Below are 22,017 nucleotides of genomic sequence, written 5' to 3'. Positions count from 1 at the left end.
TCCAAATTAAACATATTCTTTAAATTTTTTTCCTATTTTTTTACCAAGTTGGGTTCCTTCTTTTAGTGATCCTTTTTCAGTGTGTTTGCTTAAAATTTCTCCTTCTTTGGTTAATAGGATTGAGTATATGCTAAATTGTTTTTCTTTTACTTGTGCTATAGTACCAATTGGCCATTGACAACCAACACCCAGTTCTTCAAGCACTTTTTTTTCAGCAAATACTTCTTGCTGTGATTGATAGTCATTTAATTTAGAAATAATCTCTTTTTTATCTGAATCTTTTCTAGTTATAATGGCTAGTGCTCCTTGACCTGCAGCAGGAGTGATATAATCTAAAGGAAAGACAGTTTTTATATGCTGTGTAAGATTTAATCTTATTAATCCTGCTTGAGCCATTATAGTTGCATCTAAATCTGTTGTATTAACTTTATTGATTCTAGTTTCAATATTACCTCTAATTGGTTTAAGAGTGAAGTTTTTTCCATGATGATTACAAAAAGCTTCTCTTCTAAGACTACTTGTTCCAAGTTTGGAATCTGGTCCTAATTCATCCCAATTTTTATTAGAGATTAATACTTCATTAGGAGCTACACGTTTTGGAACAGCAACTATTTCAAGATCTTCATTTAATTCAGTTGGTAAATCTTTAAAACTATGTACTGCAAAATCTATTTCTTCTTCAAGTAATGCTTTATCAAGTTCTTTAGTAAAAAGACCTTTTGCATCTATATTATATAATTGAGAAGTAGTTATTTTGTCACCTTTTGTCTTAATGATTTCAACATCAATATTTTCTTTTGTAATGGATGCTAAATCTTTACAAACTTGATTAGTTTGTGCAAGTGCTAATTGACTTCCTCTTGTTCCAACGTTCAAAATATAATCTCCATTTTAAAAGTATCATTTCTTTTTTTTAGAATAAGTTTTAACTTATAACTATCATTAAATTACAAGTTATATTATTTAGCTAATATTTATTAAATGTTTCAATTTTATGTAAAACTAATGTTACATTTTTATTTATCTTTCGTTAAGTTTCCTATAATCTGAACGATAAATTAAAAGTAAATTTTTATTATTGTGTATAGCTTGTTGGTATATATTTTTGAAATCTTTTGAATATTTTACTTTTTTATTCATTTTTTTTAAAATTCCAGCACCTACATCTCCAGTTAAAATAATATCTTGTTTTATGTTGTTTAAATAATTACTAACTTTATATTCATCAATTTCTTCACAAGTTATTCCATAATCTCCACCAATAGCTATGTAATAGTTTTCTAAATCTTTCAGCATATTTATTGATTCTTCAATAGTTTTAGTGTTAATTCCAGGATTAATTTCTTCTATTATTATGGAATTTTCTATTATTTTTTTATTGGTTCTTCCTTTAATTCCTTTATAATTTTTTAATCCATTTATTATTTGATTTTTAGGAATATTTAGGGATAAACATGTTGTTATAACTCCTAAAACATTTTTCACATGATGTTTTCCGGGAGCAAATGTATTAATTTCTAGTTCTCCAGAAATTACTTTGTTGTTTGTGGTTATTATATTATTATAAGTTACCTGAACTTTTGTTTTATCTAGATCATAGATTACATTTTTAACAGTTAAATTAGCATTTTTATTATCTAATGAAAAAGTATTTAGTTTTTTGTGTTTTATATTGGTATAATAGTTATCTAATGTTTCTTTTTGGATAACTACTGTATTGCAGTTAAATATTTGACTTTTTGCAATAGCTGCATTACTTTTATTTTTAGCTATTGTGTAATTTTCTGTAATATTTGTTAAAAGACCAACATCACCAATACCACTAGCACCAAGAGATGTTTCAAAGATTGCACAATTATACTTTTTGATATTTTGACTTTCACAATTTCCATTAGCTATATCGCATATTGGATTGCTTATTTTATATGCGAGATCAATTGTTTCCTTAATATTTGCGGGAGTAATTGATATATTTTGTTTAAGTACTTTTTCATTGCCTTTTTCATATAATAATGCACCTAAACTAGATAATATCAATGGATTTTCATTAATTAAAATTTCTTTTAACATGAAAACACAACTAGTTTTTCCTTTAACTCCAGTTATTTCAATTTTAGGTATATTTTTTCCCCAATCTTTTAAAAGTTCTTTAATTATTTCATGATGGGTTAAAAAGGTATAATTTAAATTTTGATTATACTTTTTGATATCATTTTTAGTTAAAGGTAAATGAACTGGGTAAATGACTTTTATATTTCCTGTTAAATTTTTCAAATATTCTAAATCTATAATTTTAACATTATAAATTTCTAACATTTTTTTATCAATATTTTTTAAAGTATTATAAATGTCATATGCATAGACAGTTTCTCTTTTTTTTGCAAGACTAATGGCTATTTTAACTCCGCCATGAGTCATGTCAATTACAAGATTATTCATTAGTCGTTAATCCCTCCTTCATTTAATTTATCTTTAACTTTTTTATAGAAGCATTTATTTGAGTTTCTTATAAAGTAAACATGTTTATCTGATTTTTTAAATCTAATTTCTTCTTGATATTCTGCTTCTTCGTTTATTTGACCATCCATTACAAATACTGCTGTTTTACCTTTTTTAAGTAATTTGACAATAATTTCACTTTCGTCAGATACAATAAATGGTCTTACACCTAATTTGTATGGGCAAATTGGTATAATAATAAAACCACCAACATTTGGATCAACTATAGGTCCTCCTGCAGACATGGAATATGCTGTAGATCCACTAGGTGTTGAAATAATCAAACCATCTGCTCTGAATTCTTCAATAATTTCTCCATCTACTTGTACTTGGAAATGAAGCATTTTTGAAGGTTCATCAGTCATTATAACAACTTCATTTAATGCAGAATAATGGTGGTTTTCATGAGAAACGACTAATTTGGTTCTTTTTTCTAAGTAATATTCTCCTTTTAGTATTTTTTTCAAGGAATCAAATGTTTCATTAACTTCTATTTCAGTTAAAAATCCTACAGTACCCATATTAATTCCAAATATAGGTATTTCTTCAGTCATTTTTGTTTGTGTTCTTAAAAGAGTTCCATCTCCTCCAAGGATAATTGCCATATCACTTTTAAAGTCAGGTATTGATTTTGAAAGTAATTTAAATTCAATATTAAAATTTAAATTTTTTAATTGCTCTTTTAATTCTGGATGTTTTAGTATAGTTTCATTAATTATTGTTTTTAAGTTTGGATCTTTTTTGAGTTTTTCAAGTTTTCTAGCTAATGTTTTTTCAATAGTTACAGTTATACCGTTGTTTAAAAGATAATCAATGATTTTCACTGAAAATAGTATTGCATGATATTCATCGACTCTACTTACTATTCCTACTTCTCCAATAACATCACTTTCATTGTCGTTTAAGATGTCTATTATTTGTTTGTGGAGTATTTGGTTATTTGCTGCAACAACTATGGTTTTTTCATAAATACTTAATTTATTGTTTAATTTTTCACCGTATTTATTTGTAATAACTCCTCCTGCTTCTTCAACAATTAATTTAGATGCTGCTATGTCTATTATTCTACTGCCTCTCAAATCGAGAAATGCATCATACCTACCACTAGCCACATAAGATAGTTCTAAGACAACTGATCCTAAAACACGCATGCGTCTGGCATTATCTACTAATTTAGATGCTGCTTCGGTTCCACTTTTAGTAAATCCTCCAAGAGACATATCACTGATATTCACTGTTTTTGATGGATGAACTGTTTCATTATTTAACCAACATCCTTTTCCTTTTTCAGCTTCAAAGAAGTTACCATTTCCAAAATTACTAATAAATCCAAGTTCAACATCATTTAATGTAGCTAATCTTCCTTCTGGAACATCTGCAACGGCAATGGATATTCCATATGCAGGAATTTCTTTAATTGCATTGCTGGTTCCGTCAATGGGATCTACTAAGAAAATAAATTTAGGTTTTTCTTCAGGAGTTAAATCAGTTCGCCTAAGTTCCTGAGTTAAAGTAATACTTTCTTTTTTTCCATGTCCAAGTTTTAGTTCACCTATTTCTTCACTAACTATGTATGAATTTACTGGAGCATTTTTTAATATATTTATTACTTGGTCTTCAGCTATAACATCAATATATGATGTGGGTGTTCCATCAGCACCCATTTTAACTTTTTCTCCAGATTCTGGTTTTCCGACATGTGGTCTAATAGCTCTTCCTACTTCTTTTATAATTTCATAACAAAGGTCGGTAGCTATTTTTTTATCTTTTGCATCCATAGTTTATTCCTCAATTATATTATCATTTAGATAAACAACTGAAGCTACAACTGAAGCTATATTTTTTACAGTGGTGCTAGATGATTCGATTATAATTTCTTTAATTTCTTCTTCACGTTTTTCCATCATATAGTTTACCATAAAGTTAGCTTCATCAATTAATTCTTGTTTATCTTTATTTGTTCCAGTAGTTTCAACTACACACCCTAATTTTTCTCCAATAGCTACTGCTACAACTGCAGTTATTGTATCTCCGGGGTTACTTGATGTAATTGAAGAAAGTACACAATTCACCATTGCTCCGGGTTTGAGTTTTGGTAAGCTTTTAATTTGCGTATTTCTTTCAAGCATACTTGATACCTTAATTAAATTAACATCTCCTATTCCAGCATCGGTTAGTGCATTATCAAAAGCATTTAACTTTGTTGGACCTTCGTCTTTTCCTGATACAATAGCTATTTTCATTTTTATCACTTTGTTTTAATTTTGTAATTTCTATTTAATATTTATTATCAAAGATTCTAGTAATTAAAACGAATAATTTATATAAAATGTGGGATAGAATTATTATTAATCTAAAATAATTCTTATTATAGATTACTTTTAAATCTATTTTTTAATTTATGGAGGAAAATTAATGTCAACAAAAGTTGTAGAGATTAAAACATTAAAAGTTGGTAAATATATAGTATTAGGTGGGGAAGCATCTAAAATTACAAGTTTAACTACTTCATCCCCTGGTAAACATGGAGCTGCTAAAGCTAGATTAGAAGCTGTAGGTATTTTTGATAATCAAAAAAGAAGTATTGTAAAACCTGTAGATACTAAAGTAGATATTCCAATTATTGATAAAAGAGTTGGACAAGTTTTATCTATCCAAGGTAATAATGTTCAATTAATGGATATGGAAAATTATGATACTTTAGATTTACCTATGCCTGAAGAATTAAAAGATCAAATTACTGAAGGTATTGAAGTAGATTACATCGTAGCTTTAGGAAATATGAAAATTATGAGAACTAAATAATTTTATTTAGTTCTTTTTTTGATTTATTATGCTTTTAAATACTTATGAACCATGGAAATTTGCTTTTTCCCAGGAAATTATTGATTTTGACAACCTTGAAAAAGGTGCTTGGGGAATAATTGGCGTTCCATTTGATAGTACAACATCTTATCATTCAGGTTCACGTTTTGGACCTATAGTAGTTAGAGAAGCTTCTTATGGGTTTGAAAAATATAATACTATTTTTAACACAGATTTAGACACTATTTTTTATGATTTCGGTGATGTTAATGTTATTCCTGGGAATTGTAAAAAAACATGTGATATAATTGAAGATACAGTTAATGAATTATCTGATTTAACAATTAAACCATTAATCATTGGTGGGGAGCATAGTTTAACTATTGGTGCTCTTAATTCATTAACTAAAAGATATGATGATATAACTGTAGTTCATTTAGATGCTCATAGAGATTTGGCAGATGCATTTATTGGAGAAAAGTATTCTCATGCAAGTGTTATGAAAAGAGTTCATGAAATGGGTATTAAAGAACTGATTCAGATAGGTATTAGATCAGCTTCAAAAGAAGAAGAAGATTTTGTTAAGTCTCAGTCTAATATTACAACATTTAAAAATAATGCTGTATTTCATCATCTTGATAATATAGAGTATTATTTAAATACAATTGATACTCCAATTTATTTATCTATCGATATGGATGTTTTTGATCCATCTGTAGTTCCATGTGTTGGTAATCCTACTCCTGCAGGTATTTTGTATGGTCATGTAGAAGCTATACTTCAGACATTATCTCTAAAAAATATTGTGGGAATGGATGTTGTGGAAACTGCAGGTGATAGGTTAGGTGATATTAGTGCAGTTTCTGCTTCTAAAATCATTTATGATTTCTTATCATTGTTATAGCTTTTTGCGTTGATTTTTGTTATGAATTATTTTTAAACTTATAGTGACAATGAGTATGGTACTTATTATTAAAGTTGCTACTGATATTAGTTGATTGTTTGTTTTGTGGTTTTCGAATAAATGAGTTCCAACATACATTTTCTTAGGTGCTATTGGTATGTCTTTTTTATCGTGGAATGTGTTGTTGTAATAGAAGTTATCACAATTTTGGGCATTATGTTGGGAGAATTGTTTTCCATCATCATTTGATGCAAAAATATCGATGCCATGTCCTTTAAAAGTATCATTGTCAATTGGTTTGTAATGATAAGTCATGATGTCCCGTCTACTTAATCCATATGCATCAGAGGTTGCAAGTTGTATTGCTGAATCTACGGGGTCTGCGCTTTGGTTAGCTATAGTTCCTGATCTGGAATATTTATATCTATTTGGTATTGAGAGATAATCACCTTCTTTTAGTTTTCCTTTTATGTGTGTGTTTGCCATTGCAATTCCATAATTTCCTTCGGGAGATTTTATTACAACATGTCCTAATCCAAATTTTTGTTTTATATTTTGAATTTTTTGTAAATTTCCATTAGATATATTTTTGCTTGATACTATTTCTGAGGTGATATTTTCTATTTGTTTGTTGTGTATTCCATCATCTATGCCTCCAAATCCCATAATCCATCCATCTTCTGTGATAATTGTTTGAACGAAGTATCCTCCTTCTTTTTTATATTGTTTCAGAATAGTCGTGTTGTGCCATTTTTCTTCAGTTATGTTTATATTGGCTTCATTTTTTGCATCTCTTCTAAATGACATTACACTTTCATTACCTTTGAGCTGAATAACAACAGAACAACATCCTAATTTATCTGAAGTATTTGTCGTGGATGTTGTATCAGGACTATTTTTATAATCATCTGCAGATACTACGCTTAAACAGACTGCTATGGCAATTATTGCAATAATTATTACTATTATTTTTTTCATATATGGTTTTATTTTCATTTTTCCCTCCAATTATGATTTTTTATACTATTTTATTATAACTTCTATTTATTTATTTGCATTAAAGTTAAAATATATGATGTTTGTTTATATTTTTGAGTATTTTTTGTTAATTTTCACTTTTTTTCATTTTATGATTTTAGAAAATTAGATGGAATCATTTAAATATTAGCTTAAAGTAAAATTATTATATTAATAATTAATAATTAGGAGCAAACATTATGAATAGTAGAACAATTGAACTTTCTGGCCATGTTATAGATTCATTAACTTTACCAAAAGCATTGGATATAATTATGGACAAAGGTGGAGATTTTGATTTCTTAGAATTTGATGTAGGTAAAAGAAAAACTGATACTAGTAAAGTTAAAATGGCAGTTTATGCAGAATCTGTGGATCTTTTAAATTCTATTTTAGATGAGTTGTCTGTGTTGGGTGCATCAATATCTGAGCTAAAAGAAGTTGAATTAGTTGCATCTTCAAAAAATAAAGTTGCTCCGGAAGGTTTTTATTCTACTTCAAATCATCCTACACATATTTTGTATAATGGGAATTGGGTTGTTGTTGAAAACATTGAAATGGATTGTTTAATTTGTGTTGATGAAGAAACTTCTCGTGCAACAGTTAAACCAATAGCTGATGTTAAAGCAGGAGACATGATTGTTGTTGGTCGTGAAGGGATAAAAGTTACACCTCCTCAAAGGTCTAGAGAAAAAGATGGGACTTTTGAGTTTATGAACAGTGAGGTTTCTTCTGAAAAACCTTTAATGAATTTAATTAGGGGAATTGCAAAAGAAATTAAAGAAATTAAAAATAAAGGGGGGAAAATAGCTATTGTTGGAGGTCCTGCTATTGTTCATACAGGCTCTGGTAAATATTTAGCAGCTTTAATTAGGGAAGGGTATGTTGATGCTCTTCTTGCAGGAAATGCATTAGCTACTCATGATATTGAAAGTAATATATTTGGAACTTCATTAGGTATTGAAGTGGAAACTGGAGATATTATAGCTCACGGTCATACTCACCATATGAGAGCAATTAATAAAATTAATCGTTCTGGTTCTATTAAAAATGCTGTTGAAGATGGTACTTTAACTGGTGGGATAATGTATGAATGTGTTAAAAAGGATATTCCATATGTTTTAGCTGGGTCTATTCGTGATGATGGCCCATTACCTGATGTGATAACTGATACAGTAGAATCACAGAAATTAATGCGTGAACAAGCTCAACAAGTTGATATGGTAATTATGATTGCTACAATGTTGCATTCAATAGCTATGGGTAATTTATTACCTTCAAAAGTTAAAAGTATTTGTGTAGATATTAATCCTGCTACAGTTACTAAATTATCTGATAGGGGAAGTGCACAAGTAGTTAGTATTGTAACTGATATTGGAACATTTTTACCTCTTTTATATGAATCTTTAAATGAAAGTGATTAAATGCAATTTAGTGCATATATGTTAGATGTTATATCTGATTCAATTTATCCAGCACGTATTTTGGTGGAAGAGGGTATATTTAAGGAAATAGTTCCAATAGTCATTGATAGTGATGATGAATTGGATATTGATGGAATTATTCTTCCAGGATTTATTGATTCTCATATACATATTGAAAGTACTATGCTTACACCAGCTCAATTTGCAAAATTGGCTGTGAGATTTGGTACTACGTCAGTTGTTTGTGATCCTCATGAGATAGCTAATGTTGCAGGGGTTGAAGGAATAGAGTTTATGATTGACAATGCAAAATCTGTTCCTTTTAATTTTTATTTTTCTGCTCCTTCTTGTGTTCCTGCAACTTGTTTTGAAACATCTGGAGCTATTTTAGATAGTGATGATATTGGTGAACTTCTCAAAAGAGAGGAGGTCGTTGCACTTGCTGAAATGATGAATTTTCCAGGAGTTATAAATGATGATTTGGAAGTGTTAGCTAAGTTACAAAAAGCTCATGAAATTGGAAAACCTGTTGATGGCCATGCACCTTTACTTTCTGGTGAAGATTTAGATAAATATATTGCTAAAGAGATATCTACTGACCATGAATGCAGTAGTTTTGCAGAAGCTATTGAGAAAAAAGAAAAAGGCATGAAAATTATGGTTCGTGATGGGTCTTCTGCTAAAAATATGGAAGCTCTTTTTGATTTTAATGAAAGATTAAACTATTGGAAAAATCATGAAAAATTCGGAAAAATGCCGAATGATGTTCTGGAAAAAAGAATACATTTACCTATTTTTGATTTTATTGTAAGTGATGATAAACATACTACTGATTTAATCAAAGGTCATTTAAATGAATCTATTAAAAAAGCTATTTTTTTAGATATTAATCCTATAAATGCAGTTGAAATGGTTACAATTAATCCATCAACACATTATAAATTAAATACTGGAGCTATTGTAAAAGGGATGCAGGCAGATTATGTTATTGTAGATAATTTAGTCAATTTTAATATTTTAAAAACATATATTAAAGGGCAATGTGTTTTTGATGGTGAAAATGTTTTGTTTGATGTAAAAGACACTGAATTTAAAAATACATTTGATGTTTCTAAAAAACAAAGTGATGATTTTGAAATATTTTGCAATAAACATTCAGTTGAAGTTAATGTAATTAAATGTTTTAACGGTGAGTTAATAACTGAAATGGAAAATGCATCATTAACTACTAAGAATGATTTTATTGAACCTGATTTAGAAGAAGATATTTTAAAAATAGCTATTGTTGAAAGATATGGTGGAAATTCAATAGTTAATGGGTTTATAAAAGGATTTAATCTTAAAAAAGGTGCAATTGCTTCTTCAGTAGCTCATGATTCTCATAATATTGTAGTGGTTGGAACTAATAGTGAAGATATGGCAAAAGCAGTTAATTGTTTAATAGAAAATAAGGGTGGTTTTGTCATTGTTGATGGTGACTTTGAAGAATCTCTTGCTTTACCAATTGCAGGTTTAATGACAAATGAAGATAGTTATAAAGTAGCTGAAAAATTAGAAAAACTACAAAAAATAGCTATTGATTTTGGATGTAAATTAGATTCTCCATTTATGACGATGTCATTTATGGCACTTTTAGTAATTCCGTCTATAAAAATCTCTGATAAGGGTTTGTTTGATTGTACTAACTTTGAATTTATAGAGGTAATTAAAAATTAAGGAGAATATCCTTTTTTTATTAATTCTTTTTTTATTCTGTTGATTGATTTTTGCTCTTCTTTAGATCCAACTTTATTTATTACTCTTTTTGCTTCTTGGAATCTTCCGAGATAATATTCTTTCTGTTTGTCATCAACAATATCAATTCTTGTAAAATTAACTAATGTTTCAATAAGTAATCCCATTGCACGATTAATTGCTTTTATATTTTTATTAATAACATGTTCTGTGACTTTAGCTTTTATAACAATAGCTTCAGAATCTTTTTTAACAGGATCACTTTTTTTAATTGCTTCTATTAAATCTTTGACTTCACATTTAAAATAGCTTTCAATGTTCTTAATAGAATTATTTTCATCAAAATTATTTTCTGGAATATTATCGATTGTAGCTAATGTAAATAATTGGGGGTTTTCAGTAATATTTACAATAAATTCCCTTTGAGATATGATGTTTTCTAAAGTAGTGCTTCCTTTAAATATCCGACATATCACAGTATCTTTGCCAGTACATATAACTCCGATAGGTGCAGCATTCTTTTTACCTTCAGAGCTTATTGTGGTTATTATTGTCTCATATTGTCTGCCTTTTTCCATTCCAACTGAAGATAAATTTATGTTCATATTTATAAATTTAATAATATTTAATTAATTAAAGTATCGATTTTTAAAAAACATTTTTATATGTTAATAAACAATATTATAAGTATTATATATTAATTTTAAGGAGTTTAAGCAATGAACTATAAAATGTATGATGAAATGATGGAGCAACCTGATTCACTTAGAAAGACTTTTGAAAGTGAAATGTCTAAAATGGATAGTGTTTCAGAAGCTGTATCAAAAGCAGATAAAATTTATTTAATTGGTTGTGGTAGTTCTATTTCAACATGTTATAGTGTTAGGGATGCATTAAGAATGTCTTGTGACATGAATATAGAAGTATTTACTGGCTATGAATTTTATTATAATAAAAAGTTAATTAATGGAGAAAATTCAATAGCTATTTTCACATCACAATCTGGAGAAACTGCAGATACATTAGCTTCTCTTAAAAGAGCTAATGAATATGGAATTCAAACTGTTTCAATTTCTAATGAGCCTGATAGTTCAATGATAAAAGAAGCTAAAACTCCAATAGTAACACAATGTGAAAGAGAAACAGCAATTCTTGGAACAAAGACATATGTAACTCAATTAGCTTGTCTTTATCAAATTTTATTTAAAGGGTCTAACTATGATAAAGCTGATGAATTGTTAGGTGATTTGAAACGTATTCCAGATATTATTGAAAATTTATTAAAAACTACTGAGGAAGATAATAAAAAATTAGCTAAAGAATTTAAAGATGAGGATATATTTTATTGTCTAGGTAGTGGACCTAATTTTGGTCTTTCTTTTAAATTAGCTATGACTATGCTTATGGAAGGAGCAATTAAACATGCATGCCCACTTTATTCAGCGGAATTTAGGCATGGGTTAATAGAGCGTGCAGAAAAAGATGTTCCAATTATTTTCTTACATTCTGATTTTGAAGCAGATGAAATAACTGATAAAGCTATTGATGTTTCTAAAAATTTAGAATTAAAATCAATTATTTATAATTTAAAAGATTATGCAGATGTTAATCCATTATTATCTCCATTAATCTTTGTAATTCCTTTAGAATGGTTTATTTATTATTTAGCACACTTTAATGGTGAAGATCCAGGTGCTACAAGACACATTGGTAAAGTAAGATATTAATAAAAAAAAGAATATGTAGAAAATTTATTCTACATTAATTTTATTTTTTGGTGTTTTTAATTTAGGAATAGTTATTAATACTGTTCCATTGTTGAATTTTGCAGTAATTTCATCAATTTCAATATTATTGTTGAAAGTAATGCTTTTACTACATCTTCCTTGTTTTATATCAGAAATTAAAACAGTATTTTCTTCTTCAATTTCTTCAATAAATGGTTTAAATGTAGCTGTAATGGAAATATCTTTATCTCCAGCTTCAATATCAATTTCTTCTTTTTCAATTCCTGGAACATCTACTTTTAAATAGTATTTTTCTTCAGTTTCTATTAAATCAACATCTAAACTATGGATTGTTGTTTTTTTATAGTCTTCAATTTTTTGGTCAATAATTTTTTGTACTGATTTAATACCATCTTGGAATTCATCAAAGCTTCTAGATAAATCTTCACTCATTTTTCCAGCTATATTTCTGGTTTGTTCTCTTTTTTCATTTAATTTTTCTTTGTGTGAATTAATTTTTTCTTCTGCTTGTTCTTTTTTTTCATCGAATTTTTCTTCTGCTTGTTCTTTTTTTTCACTGAGTTTTGTTTCAATAATATCTTTTTCAACCATATTTTTCACTCCATTTTATTTAATTGAATTTAATTGTTATTATGAACTTTAGATATATAAAGATATCTTTAATATTCTTCTTCTTGGTTTCTCTCTATTTTTTTAACAGACTCTAAAACTTTGTTTATTTTATCAATTCCTTCTCCTTCAATAGCTGATATGAAAATAGAGTTATCTAACTCATCAACATACTGTTCTACATAACTAGTATCTTCAATAAGATCCATCTTATTGAATAAGTATATCACAGGAATATTGCTGAATATTTTTTCAATTTGTTTTAATAAATTATATTGGCTTTCTAGTGCGAATCCACATGTTTCAGATGCATCAAAAATAAATAAAATAGCATCAGCTAAATGTTCAAGAGCTACTATTGCGTTTAGTTCAATATCATTCATTTCTAAAACAGGCCTATCTAAAAGTCCGGGAGTGTCAATAATTTGGATGCTTTTCCAATGTCTTTCAACATGACCTATTTGAATTCCTTTAGTTGTAAAAGGATAATTAGCTATTTGTGGATCTGCTCCAGATATTTGATTAAGAAGAGTAGATTTTCCTACATTTGGGAAACCTGCTATCACAATTGTTGTTGCATCAAAATCGATTGTTGGCATATTTCTTAAATTAGCTTTTGCAAAGTCTAAAAAGTCTAAATTCTTTTTAATTTTATTGACTACAGAAGCAATTCTACCATATGCTTGTTTTTGAAGGGTTGTTGCTTTTTCAGAAGGATTTTTTCTAATTTTACTTCCATATTCTTTTTCAAGTTGTGTTAAAATACCATATGCCCAGTTAAGCCCTCCAAGAGCTTGTTTCATATCATCCACACCAACAGTAATATCTATATAATCTTGATAAAATGGGGGGAGATCTTCTATGTCCGGGATACTATCTAAAATAGATTTTAGTTTATCTTTAATTACTTGACAGGAAGTTATAACTCTTCTTTCTTCAATTCTTTTTCCTTTCAAATGTTTTGGTATTTTTTGAGTTCTCATTAAATCTGCTTGTTTTTTACCTCTACTAAATCCTTTATCAAGTAATTCATCAGGGGTAGGTATTGTTGGTATCATCATGGTATCACTATTTAAATATTTGGCCTTGGAATGTGTATACATCACAACTTTCATCTAAATAACTGTCTGCACTAATTCCAGCTTTCATACAAGTGTGTTCTAAAAAAGTTTCCACATCAAAATTGTTTTCAGTTGCTACTTGTGGGAGGAGTAATCCTTTTGAATATCCTTTTTTAATCATTAATCCATCAGTTCCAATTTTAATATTAGTTAAATATTCTTTAGGATGTGCAATTTCCATTAATTTAGGTTTTGTTAGGACTGTAACTTCAAATTCTAAATCATTATATTCTTCAGGGAGAACTTGTGGGAATCTAGGGTCTTCACATGCTGCTGAAATAGCTACACTAATTGTAGCTTGGATTGCACTTTCAATAGGTTCTGGATATCCAATACAGCCTCTTAATTGATTATTTTTATTTAAAGTTAAAAAAACACCTAATTTTTCTTTAAGTTCTTCTGGACAGTCTTTTGGTATTGACATTTGTTCGCCAGTTTCAAGGTAAGTTTTTACTGCTTTTTTGGCTATGTTTATCAAATACTCTCCATTTTTTTCACTTATCATCATTTCACCTGCTGTTTAGTTAGCTATTTCCACCAACTAAAGCATTTAAAATTCTTGTGTGTGGTCCACCATCTCCTACTGGTGCTGTTTGACCATCTTTTCCACAGAATCCAACGCTTAGTTTGAAATCATCACCAATAGCATCAACATTTTTTAAAGTTTCTAATATGTTTCCAGATAATGAAACATCTCTTAATGGGGTGGTAATTTCTCCATTTTCTATTTTAAACCCTTCAGCTGCATTAAATTGGAATATCCCTTTTCCAGTATCAACTTGTCCTCCTCTTGAGCCTTTAAGATAAATTCCATTAGGGATATCTTCTATTAATTCTTCAAAAGTCATATCTCCAGGTTTTAAGTATGTATTACTCATTCTTACAATTGGTTTGTCTGCAATTATTGATCTTGCGTTTCCTGAAGATTTCATATTTAATTTTGATGCTGTTTCTCTTGAATTTAAAAGGGATATTAATTTTCCATCTTTTACTAAATGGTTAGGTTTAGTTTTAACTCCTTCTACATCGTAAGGGTAATATCCAAATCCATCTTTTAAGCTGGCATCATCATAAATATTAACTATGTCAGAACCTATTTGGGTTCCTAATTTATTTTTAAGGATTGAATCATTTTGTAAAATTAAATCTCCTTCTACTGCATGACCTAATGCTTCATGAACAAATACTCCAGTTAAATTTGGGTCTGCAATAATTGGAAATCTTCCAGAAGGTGCACTGTCAGCTTTTAATAATCTTACAGCTTTTTGACCTATGTTTCTTCCAAACTTTTCAATGTCTACATCATTTATAGCTTCAAATCCTTTAACTCCTCCAATACTATCATGTCCAATTTGCATCATGTTTCCATCAGTTGCAGCAGCATTTAAGAACATCGCAACTCTGTTCATGTTCATTTCAATGTTTGTACCTTCACTACTTAAAATAATTTCTTGACTTTGAGCATCAGAATAAGAAACAGTTGTACTTGTTACTTCAGTTAATGTGGCTGCTTTACTTGCTTCAGTCATTATGTCTTTTTTTTCCTCTATGGAAACATCAGTAAATGGTATTTTAACATCAGTACTTACTTTGTCTTGGATTGCATCTGCTTTGGATAGTGATTCATCTCCATGAAGTGAATTTGATATTTTTATAGATGTTTCAGCAATTTCATCTAATTTTGTTAAATCATTAGTATAAGCAAATCCCCATGCACCGTTATTTAAAACTCTTATTCTTACACCTAATGAGTTTCCAGTGTTAATTTCTTGTATTTCCCCATCTTTCATAATTATGGAGGTGTTATTTCCATTTCCAGCTCTAATGTCAACGTAATCTACTTTGGAAATGGTTTTTTCAATGAGTTTTTCGAATAAATCAAGATTTTCTTCCATTGTTTCATATCCATAATAATTATATTAAATTATATTTTTGATTTTTATGGTTATTAAGTTTAATATCATTAATCGATATGAAAGTTTTTATATATTGATGTTAAATATATTATTGGAAGTAATTTTTACTTTAACAACTATTTTGATGTGATATTATGGCAATTATTGTTGGGTCCGGTGCAGGTGCTGGACTATTGGCTGCTCAATTAGTCAGAGCAGGAATACTTACAACAATACTTGAAAAAGGATCAGATACTGATGTTATTCAAGATTTAAAAACTATTGGTGAGGATATTAAAAATGGCAATTGTGTAGGTGGATCAACTTTAATTGAAATGGCAAATATGCAAAGAGCATTGGAAAATGAATTAAAAGATGCTGGAATTGATTTATCTAATTATTATGATTATGTTGAAGAACTGTTAGGTGTTAAACAAATGGATGATGCACATATTGGAAAAGCAACTGAAGCTTTTATTGATGCTGCTAGAAAAACTGTTTTAGGACCTAAAAAGATGTTAAAAGCAATTGATGAAAATCTTTGTGGTAATTGTGGAGGTTGTGGATTTGTATGTCCTCAAGATGCTAATGGACAGCATTAAAATGTATAAATTATGGAAAAGCTTATGGTTTGTCTGTAATTGATAATATTGAAAATGAAGAGTTAATTGTTGAAAATGATGAGATTGTTGGAGTTAGGTATGTTAAAGATGGTTATGATCGTGTTAGTTACTCCAACAGGGTTATTTTAGTTGCAGGTCCAATTGGTTCAACATTGTTTTTAAGAAGTGTTGGAATTAATACTGGAAAAGAGTTTAAATACTCTGGTGCAGTAGATGTTGGTGGAATATTAAAAGATATTAATCAACAATCTGAAGTTCAAATGAATGCAATAGCTGCAGGTGAAAAATTTATATTGGCTCCAAGATTTTCAAAATCTTTAAAAGAAGATTTAAATTGTAAAGATGAGGACTTATTTTCAATTTCAGTAAGATCTCTTGATTCTGGAAAAGGATATATTGATGATGAAGGTAATGAAATTGATGAAGGTATTGATTCTATTGCAGGTTTAAAAGAAGGAATTGAAACAGCTAAAAAAGTTTTAATAAGGGCTGGAGTCAGTGAAGATACAATAAAAGGCAGTGAAACTAAGGCTATAAATCCAACAGGTTGTGCTTCTATTGGTGATATTGTAAATAGTAATTTAGAAACTGAAATAAGAAGTTTGTATGTTTGTGATATTTCAGTACTTCCTGAAACTTCTGGAAAACCATTAACTTTAACTTATTTGGCATTAGCTAAAAGGTTAGCAGATTATCTATCTGGTGCAGGTTATGAAAGCAGATATTGTATAAGTGAATATGGTGTTGGGAAAGATTATGGTATAATGTCTGGCTGGAAAAGGGATGCTGTTTAAAAATAGAATCTTTTTTCAATTTCTTTTTTTAATAATTAATTATCGTTAGTGTTTATATATGATAAAAAATATAACTCATGTTATAGATTTTTTCTAAAAAGTTATAAGGTGATTGAATGGTAATAATTGTAGGTTCTGGAGCTGGTGGAGCAATACTTGCTATGGAATTAGCTAAAGCTAATGTGCCAGTAACAATAATCGAAAAAGGAAAATATATTGACTCTAAAGATGCTTTTAATTATTATGATAAATATGATGATAATGTAGACCTGCTTTCAACTACTTGTGTTGGTGGTTCTACAATGGTTTCAATGGCGAATATGGTAAGAGCATTGGATGAAGAGTTATATGAATATGATATTAATCTTTCAAAAGAATATGAGTATGTTGAAAAATTAATTAAAGTTCATGGTTTGAATGATTCACATATCGGTAAAGGAACTCAATTATTTTTGGATAGTGCACAAGAATTAGGTTTAAATCCAGTTAAAATGCCAAAAGCAATTTATGAAGAAAAATGTGTTCAATGTGGAAGATGTGCATTTGGATGTCCAGCAGATGCAAAATGGACTGGAAAACATTTTGTAGACATAGCTGTTGAAAATGGTGCGAAATTCATTGATGAAGCAGAAATTAGTGATTTAATAGTTGAAGATAATCAAATTAAAGGTGTTAAATTTATTAAAAATAATGTTGAAGAAACTTTAAATTCTGATATTGTTGTTTTATCTGCAGGAGCTATTGGATCAGCTTTAATTTTAAGAAAAATAGGAATAGATGCTGGAAGAGAAATATTCTTTGATCCTTTTGTTTCAGTTGGAGGAGTTATAAAAGATATTAACTTTAATACTGAAGTTCAAATGGGAGGTTTAGTAGTTGGTAAGAATTTTGTTTTATCACCCCATTTTTCATCATTTATACGTTCTAAAATTGATAAAGATATTGAAGATAAAGATATCTTAAGTATAATGGTTAAAACATCTGATGAATGTAAAGGTTATATAACTGATGATGGAGATGTTGTTAAAATAAATACTATTCAAGATATTAGATTTTTAGCTGAAGGAGCTACTACTGCAGGTTTTATATTGGAAAAAGCAGGTGTTGATCCAACTACAATAGCTTCTACAGTTTACCGGGGAGCTCATCCTGGAGGCAGTGCACCTATTGGAAAATTTGTAGATAGTAACTTAGAAACAGAAATTAAAGGTTTATTTGTTGATGATGCAAGTGTATTACCTATATCTCCAGGTAAGCCGCCAATTTTAACAATTTTAGCATTATCTAAAAGATTAGCTGATTATTTAATTAGCTAATTTTTTATCTTTAAATAAACCTAATATTTATAATGTTTTTTATGTATATCTTTAATTATGAAATCTGAAAGTATATGTCCTATTGATAAAGCAGTTGTGTTATTTAATAAAAAATGGACTATTCAGTTAATTCGAGACATGTTTTTTGGTAAAAAGCAATTTAAAGAATTTCAGGAAGATAAACCTAATTTAAGTAATAAAGTTTTGTCACAAAGACTTAAAGAATTAGAAAACAATGGTTTAGTTGAAAAAAAAGTTTTAAATACTGTTCCTATTTCTACGGAATATCATTTAACTGAACATGGTAAAAAATTAAATAAAGTGATATATGAGCTTGCTATGTTTGTTTTATATGAATCTGATTATGATGAATACAAAAATGAAGATATTAAAAATCAGATTAAAAATACTTTCAAACAAGCTCTTGAGATTTCTGATTAAATTTTGTAATTTCTTGGTGGGTTTCCTGAAAAATCAGCTATTGTAACATCACCAGAAATAGTGAAAACTTCAAATTCAGGATTATCTCCACTTTGATATAATGATTTTACTAATTCATTTGAATCAATAACTTTTTGTTTAAGTTCTATATTAGATGTAAATTCTACTTTTCCACTTATTCTGATCCAAGCAAAGTCAGCAGTCGCAGTTGTAATTTCAAAGTTAGGATTATTATCTAATTCTTTGTACATTGGTTTTTTGTTACTTGTACAAAAATAAGGTTTATTATTCTCTTCAAAATAATATAGTATTGGTCTTACTTTTGCATTTCCATCTAAACCTTTTGTTGCTAAGTATACTAATGGATTTTCACTTAAAAACTTTATAACGTCATTCATGTAATATCACACCTTTTTTTATTTAATTTGGTATTGAATGTAGTTAAAACTATGATTAAAGTTATTTAAATGGTTTTTGTAACTATTAGGTAACTAAGTAACTGTATGGTAACTAATAAAATTTTATTTTACAAAAATAATATTTTTTTAAAAAATAAGAAGAAGATTATTCGAATTGCTGTTCGATATCTTCTGTTTTAATTAATTTTTCACAATAATGGCACCTAACAACAGGTGGATGAGTGTTTATAACTTTAAATTTAGGGATTATAGGTTCATTTGCATAATTGGTAATACACTTTGAATTTGTACATTTAATAATGTCGGTAATTGTATCAGGTAATATAATTTTATCTTTTTTTACAGGTTTATAATCTCGAATAATATTAACACTAGCCTTAGGAGCAATTAATGCGATTTGGTCAAGTTCTTCGTGATTTAATTCTCTGTTTTCAATTTTAACAATATCTTTTCTACCAATTTCCTTTGATGAAACATTCATAGCTACTGTAACATTTTTAGTTTCAGCATCTGGAAGACCTAATATTTTAAGGATATGCAAGGATTTATTTGCAGTAATATGATCAATTACTGTACCATTTTCAATAGCTCTAATTTTTAATTCAGATTTTTTATCAATAGTCATATTTTACCTGCTATACATTTTTAAATCTAATATTTCAATAATAGTTTCAGTATCATTAATTAAAGATTCTATATCTTTATCTTTAGTGTTTAAAGTAAATGTCTCAATGATTCTAGCACCACGTGCTTTTACTTTTTCATTCATTCTGTCTACTGTAGCCTGTCCACCTCTACCCGTCATTGTTGCAAAAAGAACCACATCTTTTCCTCTTAAATTGCACTTATCAATTAGTGTTATAATTGCAGGTGTTGGTTTTCCTGCCCAAGTTGGAGTTCCTATGTAAATTGTATCATATTCACTTAAATCTACTTCAGAAGGAGCTATTTTAGTCCTTGTTTCTTTAATGGAATCAATGCAAGAAGTTATTTTATTTTTAAATCCACTTCTTTGTTTTAAATCAGTGATTTCAAGTATATCGGTTTTTAATTCTTTTGCAAGTGTTCTAGCTACTACTTCTGTGCTTCCATGTTGGGAATAATAAATTATCAAAGTTTTCATATTATGTCCCTCCTTTTAATTTTTGTCTTTGTTTTAGAGTATTATATATTTTATGGGTGATTTCCAAAATGTTTTAATCCTGTAGTTTCATCTAATCCAAGCATTATATTCATATTTTGAATAGCTTGTCCTGATGCTCCTCTAACAAGATTATCAATACATGATAACATTACAATTCTACCAGTATCATCTATTTCAAATCCTCCAATATGAACAAAGTTTGATCCTCTAACAGAACTTAAATGAGGGATTTCACCATCATCCATTAGTTTAATGAAGAATTCTTTACCATAAGTTTTTTCGTAAATTTTTCTCAATTCTTCAGGAGTAATGTCTTCATGTTCTTTTTTTAAGAAGCTATGGCTTGTTGTTTGAATTCCTCTTATTACTGGGACTAAATGTGGTGTAAATGAAACTTTAACATCGTCAAATCCATGTAATTCCTGTTGAATTTCAGATACATGCCTATGTGATGAAATTTTATATGGGTTAACATTGTCTGCAATATTTGGATAATGTGTTGTACTTGAAGAATTCACACCAGCACCACTAACTCCAGTTTTAGAATCAATTACTATTCTATCAACTAAATCATTTTCTACTAATGGATAGGATGATAAAATTGCTCCAGTTGGGAAACAACCAGGATTTCCGATTAATGTAGCTTTTTTAATTTCATCTCTATAAAGTTCTGGAAGACCATAAACACCTTTAATATCACTGGTGTGTTTTAATCCATACCATTTTTCATAAATTTTGGTGTCTTTGTATCTATAATCCCCACTTAAGTCAATAACTTTGGCTCCAGTTTCAAGTAATTCTGGAACTATTTTCATAGATGCACCATGAGGTGTAGCTGTAAATATAACGTCTGCATCTATGTCTGGTGCTTGTTTATTTTTAAAAATTAATCCAGAGTCTCTTATGTGGGGATGTATTTTATGAACTGGTGCTCCGTCATGTTGTCTTGATGTAATATCTGTTATTTCTATGTCTTCATGATTTAACAGCATTCTAAGAAGTTCTCCACCTGTATATCCACTTGCTCCTACTATTGCTACATTATACATTTTAATCGTCCCTTTAATCGCATTTGTCTAATATTTTTCCTTTAAAATTCATTTTCTTTATTTTTTTAATAATTTTACAACTACTGTCTAGTTCATCATTATGATATATTTTCACACGTTTTACTTCAGCTTTTAAACCTCTTTTATTCACTGTTTTTTGTAATTTAGTAATGTCATGATTTTGATCAGCACCAATAGCTATTATGTCTGGATTAATTTTTTCTACAATTTCAAGAAAGTCTCCATTTTTATTACCTAAATATGCTTCATCTACAGGTTTTAACATTTTTATTAGTTCTAATCTTTGGTTTTCACCAATAATAGGGATTCTTTTTCTTTTTTCAACAGTTGAATCTCGTGCAATCACTACATAAAGTTTAGCATTTTTTCCTCCAAGTTTTTTAGATTCTTCAAGGTAAACTCCATGTCCGGGGTGTAATAAATCAAATGTTCCAGTTGCCATTACTTTTTTCAT

24 protein-coding genes are annotated in these 22,017 nt (G+C 28.6%); 9 read left to right on the top strand and 15 right to left on the bottom strand.

The window, feature by feature from the left end:
- Positions 1 to 6: 6 nt before the first annotated feature.
- From hemC to Q0984_RS01965, 4 genes are all read right to left on the bottom strand, one after another.
- A complete protein-coding gene (gene hemC, locus Q0984_RS01980) occupies positions 7 to 876 on the bottom strand; it encodes a hydroxymethylbilane synthase (RefSeq protein ID WP_299522773.1) in 870 nt (289 codons plus the stop codon).
- 144 nt (positions 877 to 1,020) lie between these two features.
- On the bottom strand, positions 1,021 to 2,439 hold the full coding sequence (cfbE, locus tag Q0984_RS01975; protein WP_299522770.1) for a coenzyme F430 synthase: 1,419 nt from the start codon (positions 2,437 to 2,439) through the stop codon (positions 1,021 to 1,023).
- Positions 2,439 to 4,277 carry a bifunctional NADP phosphatase/NAD kinase gene (locus Q0984_RS01970; protein WP_299522767.1) on the bottom strand — a complete coding sequence of 613 codons (1,839 nt, stop codon included), beginning with the start codon at positions 4,275 to 4,277 and terminating at the stop codon, positions 2,439 to 2,441. Before Q0984_RS01970 ends, cfbE begins: the two co-directional genes overlap by 1 nt.
- Before the next feature lie 3 nt (positions 4,278 to 4,280).
- Positions 4,281 to 4,742, bottom strand: a complete 462-nt coding sequence (locus Q0984_RS01965; RefSeq protein WP_299522764.1) for a pyruvoyl-dependent arginine decarboxylase — start codon at positions 4,740 to 4,742, stop codon at positions 4,281 to 4,283.
- Between the two features lie 172 nt (positions 4,743 to 4,914).
- Between Q0984_RS01965 and Q0984_RS01960 the strand changes: the two genes are divergently transcribed.
- Both Q0984_RS01960 and speB read left to right on the top strand, forming a co-directional pair.
- Complete coding sequence (locus Q0984_RS01960; RefSeq protein ID WP_004033052.1) at positions 4,915 to 5,304, top strand: translation initiation factor IF-5A; 390 nt, start codon at positions 4,915 to 4,917, stop codon at positions 5,302 to 5,304.
- 28 nt (positions 5,305 to 5,332) lie between these two features.
- The gene (speB, locus tag Q0984_RS01955; protein ID WP_299522761.1) at positions 5,333 to 6,208 is read left to right on the top strand and encodes an agmatinase; all 876 of its coding nucleotides are present in this window, start codon (positions 5,333 to 5,335) and stop codon (positions 6,206 to 6,208) included.
- Here the strand turns inward: speB and Q0984_RS01950 are convergent.
- Positions 6,203 to 7,216 (bottom strand): hypothetical protein, encoded by a 1,014-nt coding sequence (locus Q0984_RS01950; protein ID WP_299522758.1) that lies wholly within the window; start codon positions 7,214 to 7,216, stop codon positions 6,203 to 6,205. The two genes, speB and Q0984_RS01950, sit on opposite strands and share 6 nt — an antisense overlap.
- Positions 7,217 to 7,425: 209 nt before the next feature.
- On the opposite strand from Q0984_RS01950, the gene Q0984_RS01945 reads away from it, so the two are divergent.
- Both Q0984_RS01945 and ade read left to right on the top strand, forming a co-directional pair.
- Complete coding sequence (locus Q0984_RS01945) at positions 7,426 to 8,649, top strand: TIGR00300 family protein (RefSeq protein ID WP_299522755.1); 1,224 nt, start codon at positions 7,426 to 7,428, stop codon at positions 8,647 to 8,649.
- Positions 8,650 to 10,365 carry an adenine deaminase gene (gene ade, locus Q0984_RS01940; protein WP_299522752.1) on the top strand — a complete coding sequence of 572 codons (1,716 nt, stop codon included), beginning with the start codon at positions 8,650 to 8,652 and terminating at the stop codon, positions 10,363 to 10,365.
- Here ade and Q0984_RS01935 read toward each other — a convergent pair.
- On the bottom strand, positions 10,362 to 10,988 hold the full coding sequence (locus Q0984_RS01935; protein ID WP_299522750.1) for a DUF447 domain-containing protein: 627 nt from the start codon (positions 10,986 to 10,988) through the stop codon (positions 10,362 to 10,364). The two genes, ade and Q0984_RS01935, sit on opposite strands and share 4 nt — an antisense overlap.
- 114 nt (positions 10,989 to 11,102) lie before the next feature.
- Here Q0984_RS01935 and Q0984_RS01930 point away from each other — a divergent pair, with 114 nt between their 5' ends.
- Positions 11,103 to 12,110 (top strand): SIS domain-containing protein, encoded by a 1,008-nt coding sequence (locus Q0984_RS01930; RefSeq protein ID WP_299522748.1) that lies wholly within the window; start codon positions 11,103 to 11,105, stop codon positions 12,108 to 12,110.
- A 24-nt stretch (positions 12,111 to 12,134) separates the two neighbouring features.
- Here Q0984_RS01930 and Q0984_RS01925 read toward each other — a convergent pair whose 3' ends face one another.
- The 4 genes from Q0984_RS01925 to Q0984_RS01910 all read right to left on the bottom strand — a co-directional run bounded on the left by Q0984_RS01925 (position 12,135) and on the right by Q0984_RS01910 (position 15,756).
- On the bottom strand, positions 12,135 to 12,722 hold the full coding sequence (locus Q0984_RS01925; RefSeq protein WP_299522745.1) for an Hsp20/alpha crystallin family protein: 588 nt from the start codon (positions 12,720 to 12,722) through the stop codon (positions 12,135 to 12,137).
- A 68-nt stretch (positions 12,723 to 12,790) separates the two neighbouring features.
- Positions 12,791 to 13,801 (bottom strand): NOG1 family protein, encoded by a 1,011-nt coding sequence (locus tag Q0984_RS01920; RefSeq protein ID WP_299522742.1) that lies wholly within the window; start codon positions 13,799 to 13,801, stop codon positions 12,791 to 12,793.
- A 7-nt stretch (positions 13,802 to 13,808) separates the two neighbouring features.
- Complete coding sequence (locus Q0984_RS01915) at positions 13,809 to 14,366, bottom strand: TIGR00296 family protein (RefSeq protein WP_299522739.1); 558 nt, start codon at positions 14,364 to 14,366, stop codon at positions 13,809 to 13,811.
- Positions 14,367 to 14,385: 19 nt separating this feature from the next.
- Positions 14,386 to 15,756 (bottom strand): TldD/PmbA family protein, encoded by a 1,371-nt coding sequence (locus Q0984_RS01910; RefSeq protein WP_299522736.1) that lies wholly within the window; start codon positions 15,754 to 15,756, stop codon positions 14,386 to 14,388.
- A gap of 155 nt (positions 15,757 to 15,911) precedes the next feature.
- On the opposite strand from Q0984_RS01910, the gene Q0984_RS01905 reads away from it, so the two are divergent.
- The 4 genes from Q0984_RS01905 to Q0984_RS01890 all read left to right on the top strand — a co-directional run bounded on the left by Q0984_RS01905 (position 15,912) and on the right by Q0984_RS01890 (position 18,930).
- Entirely contained in the window at positions 15,912 to 16,358 is a 447-nt protein-coding gene (locus tag Q0984_RS01905) for a hypothetical protein (protein WP_299522733.1), read from the top strand.
- Between the two features lie 29 nt (positions 16,359 to 16,387).
- Positions 16,388 to 17,173, top strand: a complete 786-nt coding sequence (locus Q0984_RS01900; protein WP_299522730.1) for a GMC oxidoreductase — start codon at positions 16,388 to 16,390, stop codon at positions 17,171 to 17,173.
- Between the two features lie 116 nt (positions 17,174 to 17,289).
- Positions 17,290 to 18,489, top strand: coding sequence for a GMC family oxidoreductase N-terminal domain-containing protein (locus tag Q0984_RS01895; RefSeq protein ID WP_299522727.1), 1,200 nt, complete (start codon positions 17,290 to 17,292; stop codon positions 18,487 to 18,489).
- Between the two features lie 57 nt (positions 18,490 to 18,546).
- A complete protein-coding gene (locus tag Q0984_RS01890; RefSeq protein ID WP_299522724.1) occupies positions 18,547 to 18,930 on the top strand; it encodes a helix-turn-helix domain-containing protein in 384 nt (127 codons plus the stop codon).
- Here the strand turns inward: Q0984_RS01890 and Q0984_RS01885 are convergent.
- From Q0984_RS01885 to Q0984_RS01865, 5 genes are all read right to left on the bottom strand, one after another.
- Positions 18,927 to 19,328 (bottom strand): pyridoxamine 5'-phosphate oxidase family protein, encoded by a 402-nt coding sequence (locus tag Q0984_RS01885; RefSeq protein ID WP_299522721.1) that lies wholly within the window; start codon positions 19,326 to 19,328, stop codon positions 18,927 to 18,929. The two genes, Q0984_RS01890 and Q0984_RS01885, sit on opposite strands and share 4 nt — an antisense overlap.
- 166 nt (positions 19,329 to 19,494) lie before the next feature.
- Positions 19,495 to 19,974: an aspartate carbamoyltransferase regulatory subunit gene (gene pyrI / locus Q0984_RS01880; protein WP_299522718.1), complete on the bottom strand. Its 480-nt coding sequence runs from the start codon at positions 19,972 to 19,974 to the stop codon at positions 19,495 to 19,497.
- A 3-nt stretch (positions 19,975 to 19,977) separates the two neighbouring features.
- Positions 19,978 to 20,472 carry a flavodoxin gene (locus Q0984_RS01875; RefSeq protein WP_299522715.1) on the bottom strand — a complete coding sequence of 165 codons (495 nt, stop codon included), beginning with the start codon at positions 20,470 to 20,472 and terminating at the stop codon, positions 19,978 to 19,980.
- Between the two features lie 50 nt (positions 20,473 to 20,522).
- Positions 20,523 to 21,542 (bottom strand): N-acetyl-gamma-glutamyl-phosphate reductase, encoded by a 1,020-nt coding sequence (gene argC, locus Q0984_RS01870; RefSeq protein ID WP_299522713.1) that lies wholly within the window; start codon positions 21,540 to 21,542, stop codon positions 20,523 to 20,525.
- Positions 21,543 to 21,555: 13 nt separating this feature from the next.
- Entirely contained in the window at positions 21,556 to 22,017 is a 462-nt protein-coding gene (locus Q0984_RS01865; protein WP_299522710.1) for an FAD synthase, read from the bottom strand.

Origin of the sequence: uncultured Methanobrevibacter sp., assembly GCF_934746965.1 — an archaeon.
Classification (GTDB): Archaea; Methanobacteriota; Methanobacteria; order Methanobacteriales; family Methanobacteriaceae; genus Methanocatella.
The sequence above is the reverse complement of the archived record's forward strand: the minus strand, read 5'-3'. Positions and strand labels throughout refer to the sequence as shown.

What these genes read in the sequence shown, in the direction of transcription:
- cfbE (WP_299522770.1), bottom strand. Translation starts at nt 2,439, where the DNA reads ATGAATAATCTTGTAATTGACATGACTCATGGCGGAGTTAAAATAGCC.
- Q0984_RS01970 (WP_299522767.1), bottom strand. Translation starts at nt 4,277, where the DNA reads ATGGATGCAAAAGATAAAAAAATAGCTACCGACCTTTGTTATGAAATT.
- Q0984_RS01965 (WP_299522764.1), bottom strand. Translation starts at nt 4,742, where the DNA reads ATGAAAATAGCTATTGTATCAGGAAAAGACGAAGGTCCAACAAAGTTA.
- Q0984_RS01960 (WP_004033052.1), top strand. Translation starts at nt 4,915, where the DNA reads ATGTCAACAAAAGTTGTAGAGATTAAAACATTAAAAGTTGGTAAATAT.
- speB (WP_299522761.1), top strand. Translation starts at nt 5,333, where the DNA reads ATGCTTTTAAATACTTATGAACCATGGAAATTTGCTTTTTCCCAGGAA.
- Q0984_RS01945 (WP_299522755.1), top strand. Translation starts at nt 7,426, where the DNA reads ATGAATAGTAGAACAATTGAACTTTCTGGCCATGTTATAGATTCATTA.
- ade (WP_299522752.1), top strand. Translation starts at nt 8,650, where the DNA reads ATGCAATTTAGTGCATATATGTTAGATGTTATATCTGATTCAATTTAT.
- Q0984_RS01935 (WP_299522750.1), bottom strand. Translation starts at nt 10,988, where the DNA reads ATGAACATAAATTTATCTTCAGTTGGAATGGAAAAAGGCAGACAATAT.
- Q0984_RS01930 (WP_299522748.1), top strand. Translation starts at nt 11,103, where the DNA reads ATGAACTATAAAATGTATGATGAAATGATGGAGCAACCTGATTCACTT.
- Q0984_RS01925 (WP_299522745.1), bottom strand. Translation starts at nt 12,722, where the DNA reads ATGGTTGAAAAAGATATTATTGAAACAAAACTCAGTGAAAAAAAAGAA.
- Q0984_RS01920 (WP_299522742.1), bottom strand. Translation starts at nt 13,801, where the DNA reads ATGATGATACCAACAATACCTACCCCTGATGAATTACTTGATAAAGGA.
- Q0984_RS01915 (WP_299522739.1), bottom strand. Translation starts at nt 14,366, where the DNA reads ATGATAAGTGAAAAAAATGGAGAGTATTTGATAAACATAGCCAAAAAA.
- Q0984_RS01910 (WP_299522736.1), bottom strand. Translation starts at nt 15,756, where the DNA reads ATGGAAGAAAATCTTGATTTATTCGAAAAACTCATTGAAAAAACCATT.
- Q0984_RS01905 (WP_299522733.1), top strand. Translation starts at nt 15,912, where the DNA reads ATGGCAATTATTGTTGGGTCCGGTGCAGGTGCTGGACTATTGGCTGCT.
- Q0984_RS01895 (WP_299522727.1), top strand. Translation starts at nt 17,290, where the DNA reads ATGGTAATAATTGTAGGTTCTGGAGCTGGTGGAGCAATACTTGCTATG.
- Q0984_RS01890 (WP_299522724.1), top strand. Translation starts at nt 18,547, where the DNA reads ATGAAATCTGAAAGTATATGTCCTATTGATAAAGCAGTTGTGTTATTT.
- Q0984_RS01885 (WP_299522721.1), bottom strand. Translation starts at nt 19,328, where the DNA reads ATGAATGACGTTATAAAGTTTTTAAGTGAAAATCCATTAGTATACTTA.
- pyrI (WP_299522718.1), bottom strand. Translation starts at nt 19,974, where the DNA reads ATGACTATTGATAAAAAATCTGAATTAAAAATTAGAGCTATTGAAAAT.
- Q0984_RS01875 (WP_299522715.1), bottom strand. Translation starts at nt 20,472, where the DNA reads ATGAAAACTTTGATAATTTATTATTCCCAACATGGAAGCACAGAAGTA.
- argC (WP_299522713.1), bottom strand. Translation starts at nt 21,542, where the DNA reads ATGTATAATGTAGCAATAGTAGGAGCAAGTGGATATACAGGTGGAGAA.
- Q0984_RS01865 (WP_299522710.1), bottom strand. Translation starts at nt 22,017, where the DNA reads ATGAAAAAAGTAATGGCAACTGGAACATTTGATTTATTACACCCCGGA.